We start from the raw sequence: 22,662 nt of genomic DNA on the forward strand, positions 1-22,662 counted from the left end.
TGCGGCGTGGTGAACAACGCGGGGTCGCCGGACGCCAGCAGCGCCTCCTTCTCCTCCAGCGGGCACATCAGCACGACCGACCCGTCCTCACGCAGCCGGGCGAACAGCTTCCTCCGCACCTTCAACGCCGGCGTGCCGTAGGAGCTCGACAGCTCCACCTCCGGCAGCCCGTCCGCGATGGTCACCACGTCGTCCCAGGTCATGGGCCCATCGTGGCGGCTGTCGGGGCGCGTGTCATGGACGAAGCGGAGCCAGGAACCCGGCGATCGCCTCGCGGGCCGCGGGCAGGTCGTCGTCGTGCCAGTGCTCGACGAGCACGGCGCCGGGCACCGACGAGGCGATCAGCTGCGACGCGCTGCGCGGGTGGAAGCGGTCGTCACCCTGCAGCACGAGGAGCGGTGCGGTGATCGTCGGCAGGACGGAGGTGGGCACGCTCCACAGCGGGTCGTCACCCGCGTACATCCCGGCGCGGTAGGCGTCCCACTGCTCCGGCCCGGCCTCGGGGTGGTCGGCCGCGATGGTGTCCCGCCAGGCGTCGAACGACTCCTCGAACGCATCGCGGTTGCCGTCGAGGCCGATGGACTGGACCACGACGGCCCGCGCCACCCGCTCCGGTGCGGCCCGCAGCAGCCCCAGGATGAACGGGCCGCCGATGCACATGCCCACCACCGCGAACTCGTCCACGCCGAGGTGGTCGAGCAGGCCGAGCTGGTCGGCCGTGTAGGTGCTCCAGTCCTCGCCGCCCGTGACGGGGGCGGTGGAAGCGCCGGCGTTGCGCTGGTCCATGACGATCACGCGGTGTGTGCCGGCCAGCTCCGTCAGGGGGTTCCACGGGGAACGCTCCCACCACGGGCCCGCCGAGCGCATCCCGCCGGGGGCGAGCGCCAGGACGGGGAAGCCGGAGCCGTGCACCGTGTAGTGGATGCTCGCGCCGTCACGTTCGAGGATCGCCACGGCGGGAGTGGACCACGCCCTCAGCGGACGCGCCTCCGCCGGGGCTCCTGCGGGGTGCGCGTCAGCACCACGACGCCTGCCACCGCGATGATCAGTCCGATCGCGAACGGCCAGTCCCAGCCCTCGCGCACGGGGTCGCCCAGCAGCAGGATGCCCACCAGGCCGGGCAACACCACCTCGGTCACCGAGAACACGGCGGTGACCGTCCCGACCTCGCCGCGGCCGAGCGCCGCCGAGTAGCCCACCATGCCGATGGCCCAGAACGCCACCACAAGGTAGATCGACCACTGGCTCAGCAGCAGTGCGGGCGAGAACCCGGGGCCGATCTCGACGTGCGCGGCGCGCACCGCGAGCGCGGTGCCGCCGAAGCCGAGCCCCGCCACGAGCGCGAGCGGCCAGGCCCGCTTGTACTGGCGCAGGATCAGCACCACCACGCCCAGCACGAGGGCCGACACCAGCAGCACGACGTTGACCAGCGTCGACATGACGGGCGGGGCGCCGCTACCTGCGCTCGCCGCCACCAGCACCAGGCCGACCAGGCACGCGACGACCGCGCCCTGGGTGCGCCTGCTCAGGTGCGTGTCGTTGATCCGGGCACCGACCACCGCGGTGACGGCGATGGACCCGCCGATCACGGCCTGCACCGCGAACACCGGCAGGTGCCGCAGCGCCACCACCGCACACAACCAGGCCACGAGGTCGACCACCAGGCCCCCGAGGTAGCGCGGCTGCACCGCGACCGGCCGTGAGCGGGTGGCGCGCCGGGCGCCGTCGGCCTGCAGCAACGCACCGGTGCTGTTCAGAAGCATCGCCACAAATGCGATGAGTAGTCCGATCAGCACCCGTTCAGCATGCCCGTCCGCGTGTCGGGACGCGGGACGGGGCTCTGCGATCAGCCGGTCGTGGCAGGCGGTGCACCGGTCGTGAGCGCCAGCCGCATCACCGGGAGCCGCCTGCCCAGCGGAGAGTCGGCCCACCCGGCGGTGACACCGCCCATCCGCTCGTAGAAGCCCACCGCGTGCGGCTCGGCCTCCCACTCGAGCGTGCGCGCCCCCAGCGCCGCCGCCCGCGCCGCAGCGTCCTCGAACAGCAGGCGGCCCGACCCGCGGCCGATCTCGGCGGGATCGAGCCACAGGTCGTCCAGCACCGCCAGCTCGCCGCGCAGCAGCAGTGTGGAGAAGCCGCACACCCGGCCGTCGCGTTCGAGGACGTGCACCTCGTTGGCGGCGACGACCTCCGGCGTGAGGCCGAGCGTGCGCGCGAAGCGGTCGAGGAACGCCGCCGGGTACGGCCAGTGCCCCTTCGACCGGACGGCGAGCGCGGCCAGCACCCCCGCCTCGTCGGGACGGGCCCGGCGCAGGACGGGGGCTGTGGTCACGGGCGCGGGGCCGGGGCCTCGAAGAACCCGCTCATCAGGCCCCCGGGCTGGACGGCGTCGGGGTCGAACCGGGTGGCGCGGTGCTCCCGCAGCAGCCGCCGCGGCCCTTCCGACAGCCCGACGACGGCGAACAGGATCACCGTGCCCACGATCAACGGTGCGCCGGCCAGCAGCACCGCCGATCCGAACGCCCACAACGCCACCACCAGCGCGATCGCCTCCATGGCGACCACCGCTGCCCCCAACCGCACCAGCACGGGTCCTCCTCAGCAGGCGGCGCACCGCGCGCCGCACAACCGCATCATCGTGGGTGACCGGGCGGACGTGACACGAGGCGCGGATCCGGGACCCGAAGGAGACCATCGCCACGCGCACCGCCCGCTCTCCCGGCGGTCCGCGGTCGGGACGAGGACGAACGGCCGGCCCGTCGAGGAGCTCGTCGCGGGTCCGGTGGGCGGTCGGCGCCGATGTCGGCGCCGATATCGAAGAGCACGGCGGCGCGGGCCGGCAACCGGTCGACGGGCGAGGAAGGACCGGGACCGGCACGGGGCTCCCCGCCGCACCGGTCCCGGCCACCTCCGTCCCCGAAGGGAGCGGAGGTGGTTCGTGGGCTGCGGTCAGATGGCCGCAGCGGGAGCCGGTCTCGTGGTGGCGGGGGGTTCGGCGACAGCCGTGCTCCCGCCCGCGGACGTACCTCCGGTACCGGTGCCGGTGCCACCGGCCACGGGGACAGTGGTGCTGCCGCCGGGCTTGTTGGTACCGGTGCCCTCGGCCGAGCCGGTCGGCGGGGCGCTGCTGCCGCCCGGGGTCGTGCTGCCGCCGGTGTTGCCGACCGGAGTCGTGCCGGCCGTCGTCGGGGTCACCACGGGCGCCGAGGAGGGCGGGGGGACGGCCGGGGCGCTGGGCGTGGGCGCCTTGGACGGCGTCGTCGCCGTACCGCCTCCCGTGCCCGTGTTGGGCTTGGTGGTGGTCCTCGTGCCACCACCGGTGCTGCCCGAGTTCTCCGGCTTGGTGGCGGCGGCGGCCCCGCCGCCGGTGGTGCCGCCGGCCGCGGGCGCGCTGGTGGGAGCGGCCGGGGCCTCGGTGGAGGTGACGTCGGACGAGCCGGAGCCTGCGGTGCCGATGTCCGTGCCGAGGCGCGACGACGTCGAGTTCGACAGCACCACCACGACGATGACGACGGCCAGCACCGCGAGCAGCCCGCCGATCCCGACGAGCAGGCCGACGTTGCGGCGCCGGGGCTCGGGGACGGACTGGTACTCCCAGTCCGGGACCGGGGCGGGGTCGACCCGCGGCCGGTAGCTCTGCGGGGGCTGGTCACCGCCGGACATCAGCTCCGTGGCCGGCTCGTGCGACGGGCCGACCGGGCCCCGGGGGGAGGCGGCATAGGCGGCGGCCCCCCGCTGCGCGGCTCCTTGCTGTGGGGCCCCCTGCTGCGGCGACCCGGGCAGCGGCGGGCGCGGGGGCCGGACGGGCGGGGCGGCGGAGGCGGCCAGGCCGGCCACGCCCATCCCCGCAGCCACTGCACCGGCGGCGGCGGGCACCGGCACGATCGCGACCTCGGGCCATGACGCCGTGGGCTTCGGGGAGATGGCGAGCGCGGCGCCCTTGGCGATGGCGTTCTTCGGGTCGGCGTCGACGGCGACGGGGCGGCCCAGCTGCTCGGAGACGAGCTGCGCCACCAGCGGGATGCGCGACGAGCCGCCGACCAGCAGCACGGTGGTGAGCTGCTCGGGCTCCAGCCCCGCCGACCGGACGGCCGTGCGGAGTGCCGCAACGGTCTCCTCGACCTGCGGCCGGATCATCGACTCGAACTCGCTGCGGTGCAGCCGCACCGATCCGCGGGCCGCGGGCATCATCACCGGGATCGACACGTCGGTGTCGGCCGAGAGCGCCTCCTTGGCCTCGGTGCAGTCGCGGCGCAGCCGCGCGACGGCCGAGAGCACGGCGGGATCGGTGTCGTCGAGGTCCTCGAACGCGGCGGGCATGCCCTCGCGGACGTGCTCGAACACCACCTCGTCGAAGTCGACACCGCCGAGCCGCTCGAGGCCCTCGGGCCGTCCCAGCAGCCCGAAACCGGCGGCACCGGCAGCCGCTCCCGCCGACGCCGCCGCGGCGGCGTCGGCCTTGCGCACGACGGCGGCGTCGAACGTGCCGCCGCCCAGGTCGTAGACCGCGATGGTGGAGCCCGCGGCGATGCGCTCGTTGGCGGCATAGTGCAGGGCGGCGGCCTGAGGCTCGGCGAGGAACGTGACGGTGAGTCCCTGCCCGCCCAGCGCGGTGGCGAGCAGCTCCTTCTTGTGCTGCCCCCACGAGGCGGGGTGGGTGACCGAGATGCCGGCAGCGGAGCCGCCCTCGCGCTCGGCGACACGGTCGACGACCCAGCGGACGAGGCGGGCAGCGAGCTCCTCGGGCGCCCACGCCCGACCGGCGGCCACGACGGGGGTGGGGTCACCGATGCGGCGCTTGAACTCGCGGACCACGCGGTCGGGATCGGTGACGGCGCGCCGCTCGGCGGCGTCGCCCACCAGCACGGACCCGTCGGGCGCCACGAACAGCACGGACGGGACGGTGGCAGTGCGGGTTCCGAGGGTCACGACCTCGGGCTCGACCCAGCGACGGTCGTCGGAACGGCACACCGCGGCAGCGGTGTACGTCGTGCCCAAATCGATCCCGAGCTGGTAGCTCATGGTCGTTCCCCTCATACCCCGGACAGCTCCGGCCGCATCGCCGGATCCGACGCCCCTGACTGGCGCATCGGCGTAACGCGCTCCACCGTTAGCACGCCCGCACCGATCACCACTCGAACGGGACGGCCGCGGGTCTGGACATCGCGCCACGCAACCCCTCCTGCTTCGGATGCGCGACGCCTAGAGTGACAGACCACTGCTTTCCACGGATGGGGGACGATCCCGATGACCGAGCCCCTGTCACTCATGGAGTTCGTGTCCATGCTCGCGAAGAGCGATGAGGTCCAGGCGCACTTCGCCGCCGATCCCGGTGGTGTGCTCTCCGCGTTCGGGCTGGGCGACCTCGGCCCGGCCGACGTGGACGATGCGAAGGCGTTCGTGGAGGACAACCGCACCGTCGACTGGTCCCACGACTACGGCACGGGGGCAGACCAGTCCCAGGACCTGTCGTTCGACGCCCCGACCGACGACGCCGGCGCCCAGCTCCACGCGGAAGCCCTCCACTCCGTCGACGACGTGCTGTTCGACGACGGCCCGCACCACGACGCCCCCTCCGACCTGCACTGGGGCTGATCCGGAGGACCCGTTCCCCCTACGACCCCCCCAACGGGTGGCGGGGATCCCCGAACGCTCCCGATCGACGACCCTGGCCGATCCCCGATGGCCCTTGGTGGCGCCGCGCCTAGCTTTCTCGGCAACGCACTCCCCGCTCACCACCACCAGGAGCCGATCATGGCGAACGAGTCCCTCTCCCTCATGGAGTTCCTCCGCAACCTGCTCTTCGACCGCGGCCTGCAGCAGCAGTTCGTGGCGAACCCCCAGCAGACCCTCGCCCAGGCCCACCTGAGCAACCTGAGCCCCGCCGACGTGCACGACGCGCTGGTGCTGCTGCAGGACAACGACACCCACGACTTCGGCTCCCACTCGAGCCACTCGAGCCACTCGAACCAGGGCGACCACACGTGGAACCCGCCGGCGCCGGTGCCCGCCCACCACAGCGGCAGTGAGCACCAGGCCGCGGTCGAGTACCTCAGCAACCACGTGACCAACACCTATGTGGACGGCCGCTCGACGAACATCGACAACTCGATCCGCCAGCACATCGACACCCACGGCGGCGACGTCGACCAGTCGTTCGACAACCACCAGGTCGTGGCCTCGGGCGACGGTGCGGTGGCCGCCGGCGGCAACATCGAGCACTCCACCATCACCACGGGCGACCACAACCAGGTCGGCAACGGCAACGTCGCGGGTGACAACAACATCGCGGGCCGCGGCAACGAGGTCGTGCACGGCGACGGCAACACCACCGCCTTCGGCTCCGGTGCGGCCAACAGCTCCTCGTTCGACCACGTGAACGTCAGCGACGGCGGCGCCGTCTCCGTGGGCGGGGCGGCCGCGGGCACCCAGACCACGCACGACTCGCACGACATCACCAAGGTCAGCACGGACACGCACACGAACTACGACCACTCGTTCACCAACGAGGTCGACACCACCACGGACTCGCACAACGACACCCACACCGACCAGAGCACCGACTCGCACGACAACAACCACGTCGACTTCGGCAGCCACAACGTCGACATCGTCCACTGATCCACCCGCACCACCCGGGAGCCCGTCCGCGCCGAGCGCGGGCGGGCTCCCGTGCGCCCGGACCTGCTCCGGCCCGACAGGCCGGTCACCTGTTAGGAGGACGCCCCGGCGCGGGGCCGTGCCGTTTCCCCCGATCCCCCTAGCGTTCGTCCCCCAACCCCCCGTAGTCCCCCGGGGACAGGACTGTGGCCGATCCCCGATGGCCCGAACGGCGCAGCGCCCTAGCGTTCTCCTCAACGCCGGACCACCCGGCAGCCCGACCCGACGATCTCCAGGAGCTGAGTCCCGATGACCGCACCGACCTCGCTGATCGACATGATCCTGAACCTGCTGCGCAACCCGAGTGCCGCGGCCGCGTTCCAGCAGGACCCGCAGAGCTTCCTCGCGTCGTGCGGCGCCGAGAACGTCTCCCCGGCCGACGTGCACGACGCGCTCGTGCTGGCCGCCGACGACGACCAGGACTGGGGCCGGCACGGCCAGCACCACGGCAGCGTCCCCCCGCCGCCGGTCCCGCAGCCCGGTGAGACCGAGCACGAGGCGGCCGTCCGCTACCTCAACACCTACGTGAACAACACCTACGTCGACGCCCGTGAGACCAACGTCGACAACTCGATCAACCAGCACATCGACACCCACGGTGGCGACGTGGACCAGACCTTCGACAACCACTCCGTCGTCGCGTCCGGCGACGGCTCGGTGGCCGCCGGCGGCAACATCGACGGCTCCACCGTCACCACGGGCAACGACAACCAGGTCGGCGCGGGCAACATCAAGGGCGACGGCAACGTCGTCGGCGACGGAAACCACGTCGTGAGCGGCAGCGACAACACCACCGCGTTCGGCAGCGGTGCGGCCAACAGCTCCTCCCTCGACCACGTGAACGTCAGCGACGGCGGGGGCCTCGCCGTCGGCGGCCCCGCGTCCGGCACGCAGAACACCACCGACTCGCACAACTCGGCGACCGCCACCACCACGACGGACACGAGCTACGACCACTCGTTCACCACCGCCAACGAGAGCACCACGGGCTCGGACAACCACACCGACACCCACAACAGCACCGACTCGCACGACACCACGCACCTGGACACGCTGAGCCACAACACGACGGACATCCACCCCGTCGCCTGACGGCTCCCGGCGCTGCCCCGTCCCCGGAGTAGCCTCACCGGTGATGCGACCACCGGCCCCGCCACACACCGGCACACACCGGCGTGGCGGGGCCGGTGTCGTCGTGTGAACACGTAGGTCGTCCGAGGGAGGGCAGATTCGCGGTGGCGGTTCCGGCAGCGGTCGACCTGGTCGATCTCGCGCTGAAGGCCACCACGGCCTACCAGCGCCCCGACCTGGGCGCCCGGTTGGTGCAGACGCGCAAGCGGCTCGTCGACCCGAACGTGCGCGTGCTCGTCGTCGGGGAGTTCAAGCAGGGCAAGAGCCAGCTCGTCAACGCGCTGGTGAACGCCCCCGTCTGCCCCGTGGACGACGATGTCTCCACCGCCGTGCCCACCATCGTCAAGCACGCGGAGACCACCACCGTCACGCTCGTGCGCGACCGCGGCGAGAACTCCCCGCCCGAGCGCACCGAGGTGCCCTCGTCGCAGATCGCCCAGTACGTCTCCGAGGCCGGCAACCCGGGCAACCGCGCGATGCTGACCTACGCCGAGATCGGGATACCCCGCAAGCTGCTCGCCGGCGGACTCGTGCTCGTCGACACCCCCGGGGTCGGGGGCCTCGGCTCCGCGCACGGCGCCGCCACGATGTCGGCCCTGCCGAGCGCGGACGCCGTGCTGCTCGTGTCCGACGCCGCGCAGGAGTACACCGGCCCGGAACTGGAGTTCCTCCAGTCGGCCCTCAAGCTGTGCCCCAACGTCGCGTGCGTGCTCACGAAGACCGACCTCTACCCGCACTGGCGCCAGATCATGGAGCTCGACCGCGGCCACCTCGGGCAGGCCGGCGTCAGCGCGGAGATCTTCCCCGTCTCGTCGATGCTGCGACTGCACGCAGCCCAGACGCAGGACGAGACGCTGATGAACGAGTCGGGCTTCCGGGAGCTGGTGAACTTCCTGCTGCACCGGGTGGTGGCCCGCGCCGACGACCTGGACCGGCGCTCCACCAGCCAGGACGTCATCGCCGTCTGCGAGCAGATGGCCGCGGGCATGAAGGCCGAGCTGACCGCCCAGGAGGACCCCGAGCGCATCGAGGCGCTGGTGGGGGAGCTGACCCGGGCCAAGACCCGCGCCGACGAGCTCAAGCAGCGGTCGGCACGCTGGCAGATCACCCTCAACGACGGGGTGGGCGACCTGCAGTCCGACATCGACTACGACCTGCGCGACCGCCTCCGCACCATCGGCCGCGAGGCCGAGCAGCTCCTCGACGACGCCGACCCGAAGGTCATCTGGGAGCAGTTCGCCGAGTGGTTCCACCAGCAGGTGTCGTCCGCGGCGTCGGCCAACTTCGTCTGGGCCGCCGAGCGGGCCCGCTACCTCGCGGGCCAGGTGGCCGAGCACTTCGCGGAGGGCGCGGAGGTGGCGCTGCCACAGCTGCGCTTCGACCAGTCGGAGAGCCTCGCGGGCAAGGTCGACGCGCTGTCGCAGCCGGTGTCGGAAGCGATGGGCATCGGCGGCAGGCTCCTCACCGGCATGCGCGGCGGCTACGGCGGCATGCTCATGATCGGCATGGCCACCACGCTCGCCGGTCTCGCGCTGCTCAACCCGCTGTCCATCGGTGCCGGGGTGCTGTTCGGCACCAAGACCGTGCGCGACGAGCGCAAGCGCGAGCTGGCCCGCCGTCAGGCCGAGGCCAAGACGGCGGTGCGCAAGCACATCGACGAGGTCACCTTCCAGGTCGGCAAGGACTCCCGCGACATGCTGCGCCGCACCCAGCGCGACCTGCGCGACCACTTCAGCGGCATCGCCGAGGAGGTCAGCACCTCGCTGGCGCAGTCGGTGCTCGCGGCGCAGAGCGCGGTCAGCGCCACCACGTCCGAGCGCGAGACGCGCATCCGCGACCTCAAGGCCGAGCTCGGCCGCATCGACGCCGTCGCGCAGCGTGCCAAGGCACTGGTCACCGAACAGGCGTCGGCCCCGCAGCCGGCCGCCGTGGGCATGGGCACGTGACCGCTCCGCGTCCCCAGCTCGGTTCGGTGGTGCGGGTGCTGCTGCGCCGCACGATCGACACCTACCGCGACAGCCCGCAGGCCGTCGGCTGGCTGCAGCACAACCTCGACCGCTTCGACGAGCCGCTGCGCGTCGCCATCGCCGGCAAGGTCAAGGCGGGCAAGTCCACGCTGCTCAACGCGCTCGTGGGGGAGGAGATCGCCCCCACCGACGCGGGCGAGTGCACGCGCGTCGTCACCTGGTACCAGGACGCGCAGGTGCCGAAGGTGACGATGTTCCCCCGCAACGCGTCGCCCCGGCAGCTGACGATCCACCGCAACCAGGGCGCGCTGTCGTTCGACCTGGCCGGAACGCCGGTCGACCAGGTGGACAAGCTCGAGGTGCAGTGGCCCTCACAGAGCCTGCGCACGCAGACGCTCATCGACACGCCCGGCATCGCGTCGCTGTCGCGGGAGACCTCGGCCCGCGCCGGGGCGTTCCTCGCGCCGGACGACTCGCCCAGCCAGGCCGACGCCGTCATCTACCTGATGCGGCACCTGCACGCCACCGACGTGAACTTCCTCGAGTCGTTCTACGACCAGGGGGTCGCGCGGGCCACCCCGATCAACACGATCGCGGTGCTGTCGCGGGCCGACGAGATCGGTGTCGGCCGCCTCGACGCACTCAGCTCGGCGCGGCGCATCGCCCGCCGCTACCGGGCCGACGACAAGATCCGGGGCCTGTGCCAGACGGTCGTCGCGGTGGCGGGGCTGCTCGCCCAGACCGGCCGCACCATGCGCCAGCACGAGTTCAGCGCACTCAGCGCGCTGGCCGCCCTGCCCCGCTCCGATCTCGACGGCCTGCTGCTCTCGGTGGACCGCTTCTCCCGCGTCGAGCTCGCCGGCGCCCCGGATCCCGAGGTCCGCGCCCGGCTGATGGAGCGGTTCGGCCTGTTCGGCGTCCGGCTGTCCACCACCCTGATCCGGCAGGGCATGACCGATCCGAACACCATCGCCACCGAGCTGGTGCGCCGCAGCGGGCTCGACGAGCTGCGCACGGTGCTCGCCACCCAGTTCACGGAGCGCCGCGACCTGCTCAAGGCCCGCTCGGCGCTGCTCGCCGTCGACCTGGTGCTCACCCGCGAGCCGCGCCCCGCCGCCGCCCCCCTCGCCGCCGAGGTGGAGCGCATCCTCGCGGGCGCCCACGAGTTCGCCGAGCTGCGGCTGCTGTCGACGATCCGGTCGGGGGTGGTGAAGCTGGCCCCCGAGGTGCTCGACGAGGCCGAGCGCCTCCTCGGCGGTGACGGCGGCTCGGCCGCGGCCCGGCTCGGCCTCGACCCGGGAGCCGGCCCCGAAGACCTCCGCGCGGCCGCGCTCGACGCCGTCACCCGCTGGCAGCGGCGGGGCGAGAGCCCGATGTCGAGCCGCGCGGTGTCCGACGTCGCACGGCTGGTGGTGCGCAGCTGCGAGGGCGTGCTCGCCGGGCTGGGCCCCGACTTCCGCGGCGGGGTGCACCACTGACCTCGGTGCTGGTCCACCTCGTCGCGGTCGCGGTGCTCGCCGGCGCCGGGTGGGCCGTGCAGGTGGTCGTCCACCCGGCGTTCGCCCTGGTGGGGGACGCGGAGTGGCCTACCTGCCACCGGCGTCACCGGTCGGCCATCGCCGCGGTCGTGCTGCTGCGGCCGTGGCCGCCGCGACGATCGCCACCTGACGACCCTCGTCACGGCGTCTTCTTCGTCGCAGAGCCCGATGGGCTCAGCCGTCGTGGCCGACGATCTGGCGGAGGTGGGCGAAGAGCTCACCGCGACTGCCCGAGCCGAGGCGCTGGCGCATCCGGGCCACATGGTGCTCCACCGTCTTGGCGGAGATGAACAGCTGCTCGCCGATCTGCTTGTAGGTCAGGCCCTCCAGCACCAGGGCCGCCACCTCGCGCTCGCGGTCGCTGAGTGGACCTTCCCCGGCGTCGTCGACCTCGGGTTCGGGCTCCGGCGTCGCCACCGCCTCGGGGGAGAGGCCCGTGTGCTCGCCGATCACGGGGTCGACGGTGGGCCGGGCGGTGGGGCCCGTGCTCTGCAACGCGCGGGCACAGCCGAGCAGGGCGGTCATCGCCTTGCGGTCGCGGGTACGGATGGCGGCCTGCCCGGCGAGCTTCCCGCCCTCCCACGCCAGCCCGACCGCGTGCAGCCCGCGGGCCGCGGACTCGACACCCTCGGCGTCGACCTCGGCGTCCAGCATCCGCACCCAGTGCGGCGCGGCAGTGGCCAGCGCGGCGGCGTAGCGGCTGACGCCCGCCGCGGCCTCGAGCGCGGCCGCGTGGAGCTGCGCGGACTCGCGGGACTCGGCCAGGATCGCGGCCTGCAGCGCCGACCAGTGCAACGGCGCCGCCCACAGCGCAGGATTGCCGAGGCGGTCGAGCAGCGCGGCGGCCTCGTCGAGGTGCGGGCGGACCCAGCTCGACTCGCGCAGCCGGGTGGCCGCGATCGACAGCTCACCGAGCTGCTGCAGCACGAACAGGTCGACGGGATGGCGCACGATGGCCTCGCGGGCGCGGCCCCAAGCGGGCATCAGCGCGGCGAGGTCGCCGGTGCGCCGGGCCAGCGCCACCTCGAGCGCGGCCGCGAGGAACTCGTCGCGGGGCTCCAGCGCCCGCCCTGGCGGTGACGCCGCAGCGAGCGCGGACCGGGCGGCGGGCGTGGCCCCACGGAACAGTGCGATCCAGCCGAGCAGCAGCCGGTGGCGCGTGGCCGCCCCGCTCCCGCCCAGCCGCACACGCATGGCCCGCTCCAGCACGGACTGCGCCACATCGAGCTCGCCGCAGTGCACGGCGACGAGCGCCGCGAGGGCGGCGGGGGTGTCGGGCAGCAGCGCTGCGCGCCTGCTCGACTCCAGCAGCGCCGCAGCCCGGGTCAGCTCCGACAGCGCCGCGGTGGGCGAGCCGGCCACCGAGTCGTAGACGCCCTGCGCCATCAGCTCCTCGGCACCGGCCAGCAGCGTCGGGGGACGGCGGGGCGCGCCCGAGGGGACGCTCGGGTGCAACACCTCCCGGGCCTCGTCCAGCGCGCCGGTGCCGATCAGGGCCGGCACGGCCAGCACGGCACCGCGGCCCATCGACTCCGAGCCCATCCAGCGGTAGAGCTCCGCACTGCGGGCGAGCATGCCCCGGCGCGCGAGGACGGCGGCGGCGACGCTGCCGGCCTGCACGACGTCGGTCGGCGGGACCTGGTCGGACGCGGACAGCACCTCGTCGGCGCGGGTCAACGCGAGATCGAGGTTCCCGTTCAGCATGGCTCCCTCGGCACGGCGGGCGGCCAGCTCCAGCGACGGGCTGCCGGCCAGCACCGCGGCCTCGAACAGCTCCTCGGCCGCACCACTGCCGCTGCGCAACGCCTCCTCGGCGGCCGCGACGAACACCGCCGCCACGCGTTCCCCGCCGGCTCCGGTGCCGAGCAGGCCCCGTGCGGCGGACAGGACGCTGCCGCCGCGGCCCAGCTCCAGCTCCGCCAGCGCGCGCCGCGTCTCCAGCCGGGACGCGGGGGGCGTGCGGGCGAGCACAGCGGCCGAGACCAGTGGCACCGCGCGCCCGTCGGCGGTGAGGAGTCCCTCGGCGCGGGCGGCCTCGACCAGCTCGTCGAGCATCACGCCCTCGGGGGCGGCGTCGGGCCACAGCAGCGGGAGCAGCACCTCGCGCTCCAGCGGTGCCCCGAGGGCACACGCGCGCAGCAGGTCGCGCACCCCCGGCGCCATGCCCTGCACCACGTAGCCCACCTGGGCGAGCAGGCCCGCGGGCACGCAGGCCGCGTCGGACGCCTGCAGGCGGGACCGGTCGCCGCCCGCCTTCTCGACGAGCGCGGTGAGCAGCCGGTCGACGAGCGCGGGCTGGCCTGCCGTCTGGGTGTGCACGGCGTCGATCACGGCGTCGGCGATCGCGTCGGAGCGGTCGCCGAACAGCAACCCGGCCCGGGCCGCGACCCCCGTGCGGTCCAGCGCCTCCAGCACCACGGGGGGACGGCCCGCGGCCAGCGCCGCGCCGAGTGCCCCCGATCCGGTGGGGCGGGGCCACGGCCGGTGGGCGACCACGACGTGCGCGCTCCCACCGGTGGCGAACGCGGTGAGGCGCTGCAGCGCGGAGGTGGGCAGTAGGTGCACGTCGTCGACGAGCAGGGCCTCTCCGGTGCGGAGGTCCTCGCCCTCCGGCGGCAGCTCGCGGCGGACCGGGACCCCCGCGGTGCGGAAGGCGACCTCCAGCGCATCGAGCAGCGTGGACTTGCCGTGACCACCGGGCCCTACGACGTCCACCCGGCGCACGGACGCGGGAGACGACGTCACCTCGCGCACCAACCTGCGGGCGACAGGGGACCCGGCCAGCGCCGCGTCGGGACCGGGGAGCCCGGTGGTACTCGGCGCCCGCACGGTCACGAAACGCGCCTCCTCGGTGTCGTCCATGAGCGCAGGTGATCGTACTCACTCCCATCACGGACCGGTCACGGCACCGGTGACCTCGGGCCCAGAGATCACCCGTATGAGAGCCCCTCGTCCGACGCGAGCGTGCGCGCAGTAACCCCCGTCCGGGGCGCGCCGACCCCGCGGCCGAGGGCGAACTGGTTCGCCGGGTGGGCGATGCGGGTCGCCGGGGCGGTCAGCGGGGTGGGCCCACCGGGTCGGAGGACGGGGGGATGGGGGCGCCGCCGGTGCCCAGCAGCCGCTGCCAGACCGGCGCGGTGACGACGTCGGGGACGCTCTCGGTGTCGCGGGTCGCGGCCAACGCGGCCACCGCCTTCGCCCCGTCGCCGCTCTCCCCGTACCGGACCGTGCGGGCCAGCTCCGGCCAGGACTCCCCGCCGAGCACGCCGTTGATCTCCTCCGCCCCGGTGGCGAGCTGGAACCGGCGGACAGCGGCGGCCGTGGTGGCGTCGAACGTTCCGTCGGGCTCGCCCTCGGTCATGCCGGCATCCCGTAGGAGGTACTGCGCCGCCGTGACGTCGGGGCCGCTGTCGCCCTCCTGCAGCAGCGGCCAGGACGCCTTCTGCGCCTCCTCGCCCTCGATGCGCTGCCCGATCAACCCGCCGACCTCGGTGCGCAGCCGCGGGAGCATGCCGTAGAGGTGGTCGCCGGGGCAGGCGGTGTTCTTGAAGTCGCGGTGGCCGTAGATCTCGGTGGCCTTGATGCCGTACTGCCGGCAGATGTACGCGCACGTGTCACGCAGCCGGTTCCACATCGCCGCGGGCGGCCCGACCGTCGAGTAGGTGCCCTCGTTCTCGATGCCGATCGACACGATGTTCTGCCCGGTGCAGTGCGCGCCCTCCACCTGGCGCTGGCCGATGCGCAGCACCTCGAGGCTGCGGTGGCGCCCCTCCATCAGGAACCCACCGCGGCTGATCGTGAAGTGCTGGCCGGTGTCGAGCCAGCCGCGGACGTCCATGTGGAAGTTCTGGATGCTGCGGGCGAGGGCGAAGGCGGCGTTCTGACTCGTGTCGGCCTGGTTCGGCGTGGCCGTGTGGTGCACGAGGATCTTGACGGGCCGCTGGTTCCAGATCGGCACGACCGCGCTGTTGGGGCGGGCCTTCCATCCGGCACAGTCCGTGATTGGGGGCCCGGCGTCGGCCCACGCAGTACCCGATCCGAGGGCCGACCCGAGCACCCCGCCGACACCCAGCGCGACGCCGCCCATCAGCAGGCGGCGGCGACCGACCCCCGCGTCGGCGATCTCAGCTCCGACGGTCACTCGCCTCGTCATGCCACCCCCCGATCGAACCTCACCGGCCTCATCCGTGCACAGGAGAACCATGCGTCCCGAACGCACCGTGCACAATGCCGGGCCCCGAACGTGTGAGCACTCGGACGGGTGGCCGCGCCGACCTGCTGCCTTGCCCCGGTTACTGATCAGTAATATGCTCGGGTTACCGACGGGTAGGCCGTCAGACCGGGATCTGAGGAAAGACGGGGCCATGGGCCACTTCAGGAGCAACCTGCGCGACCTCGAGTTCAACCTCTTCGAGGTCTTCCGCGTCCAGGACCAGCTGGGTACCGCGCCGTTCGACGAGGTCGACGTACAGACCGCCCGTGACACGCTCAAGGAGCTCAACACCCTGGCCACAGGGCCATTGGCGGAGTCGTTCACCGACGCCGACCGCAACCCGCCGGTGTTCGACCCGGCCACCAACAGCGTCACGCTCCCGCAGTCGCTCAAGGACTCGTACAAGGCCCTGTGGGACGGCGAGTGGTGGCGCCTGGGCCTGCCCACGGAGCTGGGTGGCTACGGCATCCCGCCGTCGGTGCAGTGGGCCGCGGCCGAGCTCATCCTCGGCTCCAACGCGCCCGCCTTCATGTACATGGCCGGCCCCAACTTCGCCTCCGTCGTGCACAAGAACGGCAACGACGAGCAGAAGCGCTGGGCCGAGATCATGATCGACCGGGGCTGGGGCGCCACGATGGTGCTCACCGAGCCCGACGCGGGCTCCGACGTGGGCGCCGGCCGCACCAGGGCCGTTCAGCAGGAGGACGGCAGCTGGCACATCGAGGGTGTCAAGCGCTTCATCACCTCGGCCGAGCAGGACCTGACCGAGAACATCATGCACCTGGTGCTGGCCCGTCCCGAGGGCGCGAAGGAGGGCACGAAGGGGCTGTCGCTGTTCCTCGTGCCGAAGCTCCACTTCGACTCCGTCACCGGTGAGCTGGGCGAGCGCAACGGCGCCTACGTCACCAACGTCGAGCACAAGATGGGCCTCAAGGCGTCCACCACGTGCGAGCTGACGTTCGGCGCCACCGACGTCCCGGCTGTCGGCTGGCTGCTCGGCGACGTGCACGACGGCATCGCGCAGATGTTCCAGGTCATCGAGTACGCCCGCATGATGGTCGGCACGAAGGCCATCGGCACGCTGTCGGCCGGCTACCTCGCCGCGCTGGACTACGCCAAGGAACGCGTCCAGGGCGCCGACCTGCCGAGGATGACCGACAAGACGGCGCCGCGCGTCACCATCACCCACCACCCCGACGTGCGCCGCCTGCTCATGACGAACAAGGCGTACGCCGAGGGCCTGCGCGCGGTCTACACCTACACCGCCACGTTCCAGGACAAGATCCGCATCGCGGAGGCGGCCGGCGAGTCCGGCGCTGCTGGAATCGATGGAGAGCTCGCCGAGGCGGTCAACGACCTGCTGTTGCCGATCGTCAAGGGCGTCGGCTCGGAGCGGGCGTCGGAACAGCTGCTGCAGTCGCTGCAGGTGCTCGGCGGGTCCGGGTACCTGCAGGACTACCCCATCGAGCAGTACATCCGCGACGCCAAGATCGACTCCCTCTACGAGGGCACCACGGCTATCCAGTCGCTGGACTTCCTGTTCCGCAAGATCGTCCGCAACAACGGGCAGGCGCTGCTGCACGTGGCCGGGGAGATCCAGTCCTTCTTGGACGCCGAATCCGGCAACGGCCGGCTCAAGGAGGAGCGCGCGCTGCTCGCCACGGCGCTCGCCGACGTGCAGGGCATGCTCGGCTCGCTCACCGGCTACCTGTTCGCCTCGCAGGAGGACCCGTCGAACATCTACAAGGTGGGCCAGCACTCCGTCCGGTTCCTCATGGCGGTGGGCGACCTGCTGGTCGGCTGGCTGCTGCTGCGCCAGGCCGACGTCGCCCTCGCCGCCCTCGGTGGCGAGGTGTCGGAGAAGGACAAGGCGTTCTACGACGGCAAGGTCGGCGTCGCCCGCTTCTTCGCGAAGACGGCCCTCCCGCTGCTCACGGCCCAGCGCGAGATCATCGAGAAGACCGACAACTCCCTGATGGACCTCGCTGAGGCGTCCTTCTGATCCTGCTCACCCGAACGGCGCTCCCGCACGCGGGGGCGCCGTTCGGCATTCAGCCGGCGATGTAGCTCTGGAGCTGCTCGCGCTCGCTCTCCAGCAGGTCGATGCGGGCCTTGACCAGGTCGCCGATGCTGACGATGCCGACCAGTGCCCCGTCCTCGACGACGGGGAGGTGGCGGAAGCGGCCGGTGGTCATCACGCGTGCGAGGTCGGCCACCATGTCGCCCGGCGCGCAGGTGGTGACGCCCGTCGTCATGATGTCGGAGACCCGCTGGTCCAGCAGCGCCGCGCCACCCTCGTGGAGGCGCCGCACGACGTCGCGCTCGGAGACGATGCCGACCAGCCGGCCCGCGTCCACGACGGGCAGCGCACCCACGTTGTACGAAGTCAACGTGTCGATCAGCGTCGCGACCGTGGCCGAGGGTTCGACCGTGGCCACCGCATTGCCCTTGCCGCGCAGTACGTCCGCGATCCGCATGACGAGTCCCCGATTCCCTCACCGTTGATGGAGCCGTTGAGATGATGAGAGTACGAAGTGTGACCTGCGTCGCGTAACCCCTCGGCCTCGATCGGGCTAAACGCCCGAACACCCCCGGCCCAGACGTGTCAGCGCGGTGGCACTAGCCGCAGTTCACGATCGGCGAGGGGTTGTACTTCACGGTGCGCGTCGGGTCCGAGCGCACCTCGCCGGTCTCCACGTTCTTCAGCGTGCGGGTGTTGGTGATGGTGAAGCCGGGTGCGCCCTTGCTCGGGGTGCACTGCTCGCCTGCCGGGATCGTGATCGTGTGGGGGTTGGTGGGGTTCGTCCGCGGCCCCGACTCCGAGGTGACGTCCCAGACCTTGGTGCCGACGATCCGCACCGTCAGCGAGGACGGCGTCCACGCCGTCTGGATCATGATCGCGGTCGGGTTGTCGTTGCGGAACTTCAGATCGATGATGTCGTCGAACACCGTGGCCTCGCGGCCCGCGGGGTAGCGGCTGATGTAGAAGCTGTGCTCCTTGTGCTCCACGTTGGTCATGCCCGCGAAGTACGAGGCGTTGTACAGCGTGGTGGCCACCTGCGAGACGCCACCGCCGACACCCCGGGCCGAGTGCCCGTTCTCGATGATGCCCGCCTCGACGTAGCCGTGGGCCGCGTCGCGGGGGTTGGTGGCGGCGTTGAGGCTGAACGTCTCGCCCGGCTGCACGATCCTGCCGTTGATCTGCTCGGCGGCGCGCTTGATGTTCTGGCCCGAGTCGGCGGCGAACCCGCCGGTCTGGAACTCGCCGATCACCCCGCTGATCCCGAGGCCCTCGAGCTGCTGGGTGGTGAGCTTCGCCGGCTGGTCGGCGTAGACCGCCGTGATCTCGCGCGGCCCGGTGCCGGTGAGCACGGGCAGGAGGTCCTTGAGCGTGGCCTCGTAGTCGACGCCCCGCCCGTCCCGCGACGGGACGACCACGGCCTTGCCGGTGGAGAAGTCGAGCGCGGCGTCCCGTCCGGGCTTCTCCGATTCCGCCAGCTGCGGCTTCAGCACGTCGGTGACGGCGGCCTGGTTGATCTCCGGGAGGAGCCCTGCGGCGGGGTCGGGGCGGAACGTCAGGGCCGACGCGATCGCCTCGGGTTCCAGCACGCCCTTCGCCCCGCCCTCGCCGAGCACCGCCAGCGGGCCCGATACGGCCGGCTGCGCGACCTTCTCGATGGCGGTGCTGACGTTCTCGGGGGTGGTGGTGGCGGGGATCTCGATGAGCGGCAGCGCGATGGTGCCGCCGTTCGCCCAGTCGCGCTCGAGCACCGTGGCGGCGCCCGCCGCGTCGAGCTTCTGGCCGGCCACCGGGTTGACCGGCACCGGGGTGGCACCCTCGAACTTGACGGTGCCCTCGACCGGCGCCCTGTCGACGATCGGCGCGAGCTGCGCCAGCGCGGAGGCGAGCGCAGTGCGGTCGGCGCTGGTGGCCACGCCGACATCACGCGAGGTGAACAGCGACGTGACCCGCGTGACCGGGTTGAGCGGCTGGGAGCCTGCGCGGTCGAGCGTGGCACTCCAGTCGACGGCCAGCCCGGCCGTGCGGGGGTCGAGCCGGCTGCTGGCCTGACCGACCGTGACCGCGACGGGCTCGGTGGTGCGGGGCCCGACCTGCGTACGCAGCTTCTGCTCGGCGTCGGCCAGCGACAGCCCGCCGACCGGGACGCCCGCCACCGTGGTGCCGCGCGGCACGGAGCCGGAGCTGAACAGCAGGTCACCGCCGTAGAGCAGGCCGAGCACCGCGACGGCGCCCGCGGCGAACAGCACACGCTTCCTCCTCGGCGAGCCGCCCTCTCCGGAGGAGCTCTCCGGGGGAGCGTCCGCCGGCGTCGGGGTGGCGGGCATCTGGATGCGCTCGGTGGGCGCGTCGACGCCCCGCGGAGCAGGGCCCGGGGGAGGAGCGGCCGCGGCCCGGGGCATCACCTGGGTGGACTCGGCGTCGGCGGAGGCGAACCAGCTCTCCATGCCGTCGTTCGTGGGACGGCGCGTGAGCGCGGCGGTGGCGACGGTGGGGCTCTCGTCGGCGTCCGGGCCGGGCGCTGGCCGGGGCTGCGCGGCCACCGTGGCGTCGACGGAAGAGGCGGCGGACCCGTGCGGCGCGGGATGCTCGGCCGCGAGTTCGGGGCCGTCGGCGACAGGGCCCGCCGCAGCGCCCGCGTCCTGGCCGGGCTGTGCGCGGGCGGGCTCCACGGCCTCGGGCTCGGCCTCGGCCTGCTCCGCCACCTGCTGGGCGACGGTCGCGGTGGCGCCGTCGGGATCGGCGCCCTGCGAACGGGCGCCCTGCGAACGGGCGCCCTGCTGAGCGGCGCCCTGCTGAGCGGCGCTGTCAGAGGAGCCGTTCGCCACGGAGCCGTCCGGGTCGCCTGCGGTGCGCTCGTCGGCAGCCACGCCGTTCACCTGGGCGTCCGACATGGCGGTGGCGGCGGCCCGGCGGTCGGCGCCGCCCTCGGTGTGTCCGTTCGTCCGGCTGTCGGGTGCAACGCTGGCGGGCCCCGTGTCGGGACGCGCCGTGACCTCGCCGGGCGAGGACTGCCGCTCGGGCATGGAGTCCGTTTCCCCTCAACCGTCTCGGACCGGACCCCGGAAGGCCCGGCTCGTCACAGGTACAGACCAGTGCCGTGTTCGGTGCGCTCGGTGGCGACGGCGTGCAGCTCACGTTCCCGCAGGACGAGGAAGGTGTCCCCCCGCACGTCGACCTCGTACTGCTCGTCCCTCGCGAACAGCACGCGATCGCCGACCTTCACCGTGCGGACGTTGTTGCCCACGCCGAACACCTCTCCCCACACCAGACGCTTGGCGACCTCCGCGGTCGCGGGGATGACGATGCCCGCGCCGCTGCGCCGCTCGCCGTTGCTGTCGGGCTTGACCATCAGCCGGTCGTGCAGCATCTGGATCTCGAGCCTGGGGTCCTGCACCGCACCGATGCTACGGATGCCGTCGGCCATGCCGGGGACCGACCCGGACGGACGGGACGAGCCCGGACATGAAGAGACCCCGCGGTGCTGGCAGGTCGGGGGTCCGACAGCACCGCGGGGCTGTAATGGAATTCGGACGGGAAGGCCGATGCGTTACCTCGCGACCGCGGATACGCGGGATTCACTCGTTCGGGGCAGCGCTGGCCCTCCCGAGTTCACGCCTGGGCCAGCAGGTACCGGCCGAAGTGGGGCACCGTGAAGGCGATCTGCCCGCGCTGGGCGGAGAACACGAGGCCCTTCTTCAACAGGCTGTCACGCGCCGGGGAGAGCGACGAGGCGCGGCGCGCGAGGTGCTCGGCGATGCCCGACGTGCCGACGGGCTCGTCGCGTCCGTCGGTGAGCTCGGCCATCGCCCGCAGGTACTCGCGCTCGGCGGGTGTGGCCCGCTCGAACCGGGAGCCGAAGAAACCGACCGCCAGCTCCGCCTCGGCCTCCGGGGCCGCCATCTTCACGTCGGCCGCGGAGATCGGGCTGCGCACCGCCGCGTCCCAGGCCGCCTTGCCGTAGGCCTGCACGAAGTAGGGGTAGCCGCCCGAGGCCTCGTAGAGCGCGTCGAGGGCCTCGCCGTCGAACGACGCGTCCTCCCGTTCGGCGGGGGCGAGCAGGGCGAAGTCGGCGTCGGCGCGGTCGAGCTGCCCGATGCGGACGTAGGTGAACAGCCGCTCCGAGTACGACTTCGACGCCGAGAGCACGGCGGGCAGGTGCGGCAGCCCGGCGCCGACGACGACCAGGGGGGACCGGGACTGCGAGAGCTCGTGGCACGCGGCGCAGAGCGCGGAGACGTCATCGGGCCGCAGGTCCTGCATCTCGTCGATGAGGATGGCGACGCCGCTGCCGACGTCCGCCGCCAGGCCGGCGACCTCGGTGAACAGCTCGACGAGGTCGATCTCGATGTCGCCGGAGTCGGCGCGCCCGTTCCTGACCGGCACGTCGATGCCGGGCTGCCAGCGGTCGCGGAGCTTGGCGCCCTCGGGCGCCGACCGCAGCGCGAACGCCTTGAGCACGCCCAGCACCTCGTCGACGCGGTCGGGGGAGTCGTGGCGCACCGCGAGGTCGCGGACGGCGCGGTGCAGCGCGGCCGAGAGGGGACGGCGCAGGTCGGCGTCCGGCCGAGCCTCGATCTTGCCCGCGCCCCAGCCGGCGTGCAGGGCCATCGACCGCAGCTCGCCGAGCAGCACGGTCTTGCCGACCCCGCGCAGCCCGGTCAGCACGAGGCTGCGCTCCGGGCGCCCCCGCGCCACGCGCTCCAGCACGATCTCGAACGCGTCGACCTCCTTGTCACGGCCGGCGAGCTCGGGGGGCCGCTGGCCTGCGCCGGGGGCGAAGGGGTTGCGCACGGGATCCACCCATCGGACGGTATCGGCGATTCTTGCCCGGACCGTAGAAGCGGCTAGCGAACCCGATGGCGTGTCGCGGATCGCCTCGTATCCGGCTTTCTAGAACATGTCCGAGAAAGTGCCATAAAGGCCGATCAGGCCCGCCTCGTCGGCGCGTCGACGAGGCAGTACGACCGAGCGCGTCGATGACACGGCCGGACGGGTCCACGACCCCTCCCGCACCAGACGACGCAGGTGGACCAGCGGACCGGACATGGGAAGGGGCTACCCGGTCGACCTCCATCGCGCCCTCTTCGGCTCTCTCGGTCGAATCCTAGAGAGTCGTAGAACTGCCGATCC

At 72.8% G+C, this 22,662-nt stretch carries 17 protein-coding genes and 1 pseudogene; 6 read left to right on the forward strand and 12 right to left on the reverse strand.

Annotated features, from left to right (window positions below; genetic code table 11):
- The 6 genes and pseudogenes from JWR81_RS03885 to JWR81_RS03910 all read right to left on the reverse strand — a co-directional run.
- Window positions 1-203: pseudogene (locus JWR81_RS03885) on the reverse strand (hypothetical protein); the annotation flags it as partial.
- Window positions 204-234: 31 nt separating this feature from the next.
- Window positions 235-954 carry an alpha/beta hydrolase gene (locus tag JWR81_RS03890; RefSeq protein WP_297646639.1) on the reverse strand — a complete coding sequence of 240 codons (720 nt, stop codon included), beginning with the start codon at window positions 952-954 and terminating at the stop codon, window positions 235-237.
- A gap of 20 nt (window positions 955-974) precedes the next feature.
- The gene (locus tag JWR81_RS03895; protein ID WP_297646641.1) at window positions 975-1,763 is read right to left on the reverse strand and encodes a hypothetical protein; all 789 of its coding nucleotides are present in this window, start codon (window positions 1,761-1,763) and stop codon (window positions 975-977) included.
- Window positions 1,764-1,846: 83 nt separating this feature from the next.
- On the reverse strand, window positions 1,847-2,332 hold the full coding sequence (locus tag JWR81_RS03900; protein WP_297646643.1) for a GNAT family N-acetyltransferase: 486 nt from the start codon (window positions 2,330-2,332) through the stop codon (window positions 1,847-1,849).
- On the reverse strand, window positions 2,329-2,589 hold the full coding sequence (locus JWR81_RS03905; RefSeq protein ID WP_297646645.1) for a hypothetical protein: 261 nt from the start codon (window positions 2,587-2,589) through the stop codon (window positions 2,329-2,331). Before JWR81_RS03905 ends, JWR81_RS03900 begins: the two co-directional genes overlap by 4 nt.
- A gap of 360 nt (window positions 2,590-2,949) precedes the next feature.
- Window positions 2,950-5,022, reverse strand: coding sequence for an Hsp70 family protein (locus tag JWR81_RS03910; RefSeq protein WP_297646647.1), 2,073 nt, complete (start codon window positions 5,020-5,022; stop codon window positions 2,950-2,952).
- Between the two features lie 225 nt (window positions 5,023-5,247).
- On the opposite strand from JWR81_RS03910, the gene JWR81_RS03915 reads away from it, so the two are divergent.
- The 5 genes from JWR81_RS03915 (at window position 5,248) to JWR81_RS03935 (ending at window position 11,236) form a co-directional block, all read left to right on the forward strand.
- Window positions 5,248-5,595 (forward strand): hypothetical protein, encoded by a 348-nt coding sequence (locus JWR81_RS03915; RefSeq protein WP_297646649.1) that lies wholly within the window; start codon window positions 5,248-5,250, stop codon window positions 5,593-5,595.
- 159 nt (window positions 5,596-5,754) lie between these two features.
- Window positions 5,755-6,621 (forward strand): IniB N-terminal domain-containing protein, encoded by an 867-nt coding sequence (locus JWR81_RS03920; RefSeq protein WP_297646651.1) that lies wholly within the window; start codon window positions 5,755-5,757, stop codon window positions 6,619-6,621.
- Window positions 6,622-6,909: 288 nt separating this feature from the next.
- Entirely contained in the window at window positions 6,910-7,752 is an 843-nt protein-coding gene (locus tag JWR81_RS03925; protein ID WP_297646653.1) for an IniB N-terminal domain-containing protein, read from the forward strand.
- A gap of 143 nt (window positions 7,753-7,895) precedes the next feature.
- Window positions 7,896-9,737, forward strand: coding sequence for a dynamin family protein (locus tag JWR81_RS03930; protein WP_297646656.1), 1,842 nt, complete (start codon window positions 7,896-7,898; stop codon window positions 9,735-9,737).
- Window positions 9,734-11,236, forward strand: a complete 1,503-nt coding sequence (locus JWR81_RS03935; RefSeq protein ID WP_297646658.1) for a dynamin family protein — start codon at window positions 9,734-9,736, stop codon at window positions 11,234-11,236. Before JWR81_RS03930 ends, JWR81_RS03935 begins: the two co-directional genes overlap by 4 nt.
- 234 nt (window positions 11,237-11,470) lie before the next feature.
- Here JWR81_RS03935 and JWR81_RS03940 read toward each other — a convergent pair whose 3' ends face one another.
- Both JWR81_RS03940 and JWR81_RS03945 read right to left on the reverse strand, forming a co-directional pair.
- Complete coding sequence (locus tag JWR81_RS03940) at window positions 11,471-14,158, reverse strand: helix-turn-helix transcriptional regulator (protein ID WP_297646660.1); 2,688 nt, start codon at window positions 14,156-14,158, stop codon at window positions 11,471-11,473.
- Between the two features lie 193 nt (window positions 14,159-14,351).
- Entirely contained in the window at window positions 14,352-15,437 is a 1,086-nt protein-coding gene (locus tag JWR81_RS03945; protein ID WP_297646662.1) for an N-acetylmuramoyl-L-alanine amidase, read from the reverse strand.
- A 223-nt stretch (window positions 15,438-15,660) separates the two neighbouring features.
- On the opposite strand from JWR81_RS03945, the gene JWR81_RS03950 reads away from it, so the two are divergent.
- Window positions 15,661-17,511 (forward strand): acyl-CoA dehydrogenase, encoded by a 1,851-nt coding sequence (locus JWR81_RS03950; protein ID WP_297646664.1) that lies wholly within the window; start codon window positions 15,661-15,663, stop codon window positions 17,509-17,511.
- Between the two features lie 49 nt (window positions 17,512-17,560).
- On the opposite strand, the gene JWR81_RS03955 is transcribed toward JWR81_RS03950, so the two are convergent.
- The 4 genes from JWR81_RS03955 to JWR81_RS03970 all read right to left on the reverse strand — a co-directional run bounded on the left by JWR81_RS03955 (window position 17,561) and on the right by JWR81_RS03970 (window position 22,332).
- On the reverse strand, window positions 17,561-17,986 hold the full coding sequence (locus tag JWR81_RS03955) for a CBS domain-containing protein (RefSeq protein WP_297646666.1): 426 nt from the start codon (window positions 17,984-17,986) through the stop codon (window positions 17,561-17,563).
- 142 nt (window positions 17,987-18,128) lie between these two features.
- A complete protein-coding gene (locus tag JWR81_RS03960; protein WP_297646668.1) occupies window positions 18,129-20,555 on the reverse strand; it encodes a VanW family protein in 2,427 nt (808 codons plus the stop codon).
- Between the two features lie 53 nt (window positions 20,556-20,608).
- The gene (locus JWR81_RS03965) at window positions 20,609-20,926 is read right to left on the reverse strand and encodes a co-chaperone GroES (RefSeq protein ID WP_297646670.1); all 318 of its coding nucleotides are present in this window, start codon (window positions 20,924-20,926) and stop codon (window positions 20,609-20,611) included.
- A gap of 215 nt (window positions 20,927-21,141) precedes the next feature.
- Window positions 21,142-22,332: an ATP-binding protein gene (locus tag JWR81_RS03970; protein ID WP_297646672.1), complete on the reverse strand. Its 1,191-nt coding sequence runs from the start codon at window positions 22,330-22,332 to the stop codon at window positions 21,142-21,144.
- Window positions 22,333-22,662: the final 330 nt, after the last annotated feature.

The organism is Pseudonocardia sp. (genome assembly GCF_025965585.1).
Lineage (GTDB): Bacteria > Actinomycetota > Actinomycetes > Mycobacteriales > Pseudonocardiaceae > Pseudonocardia.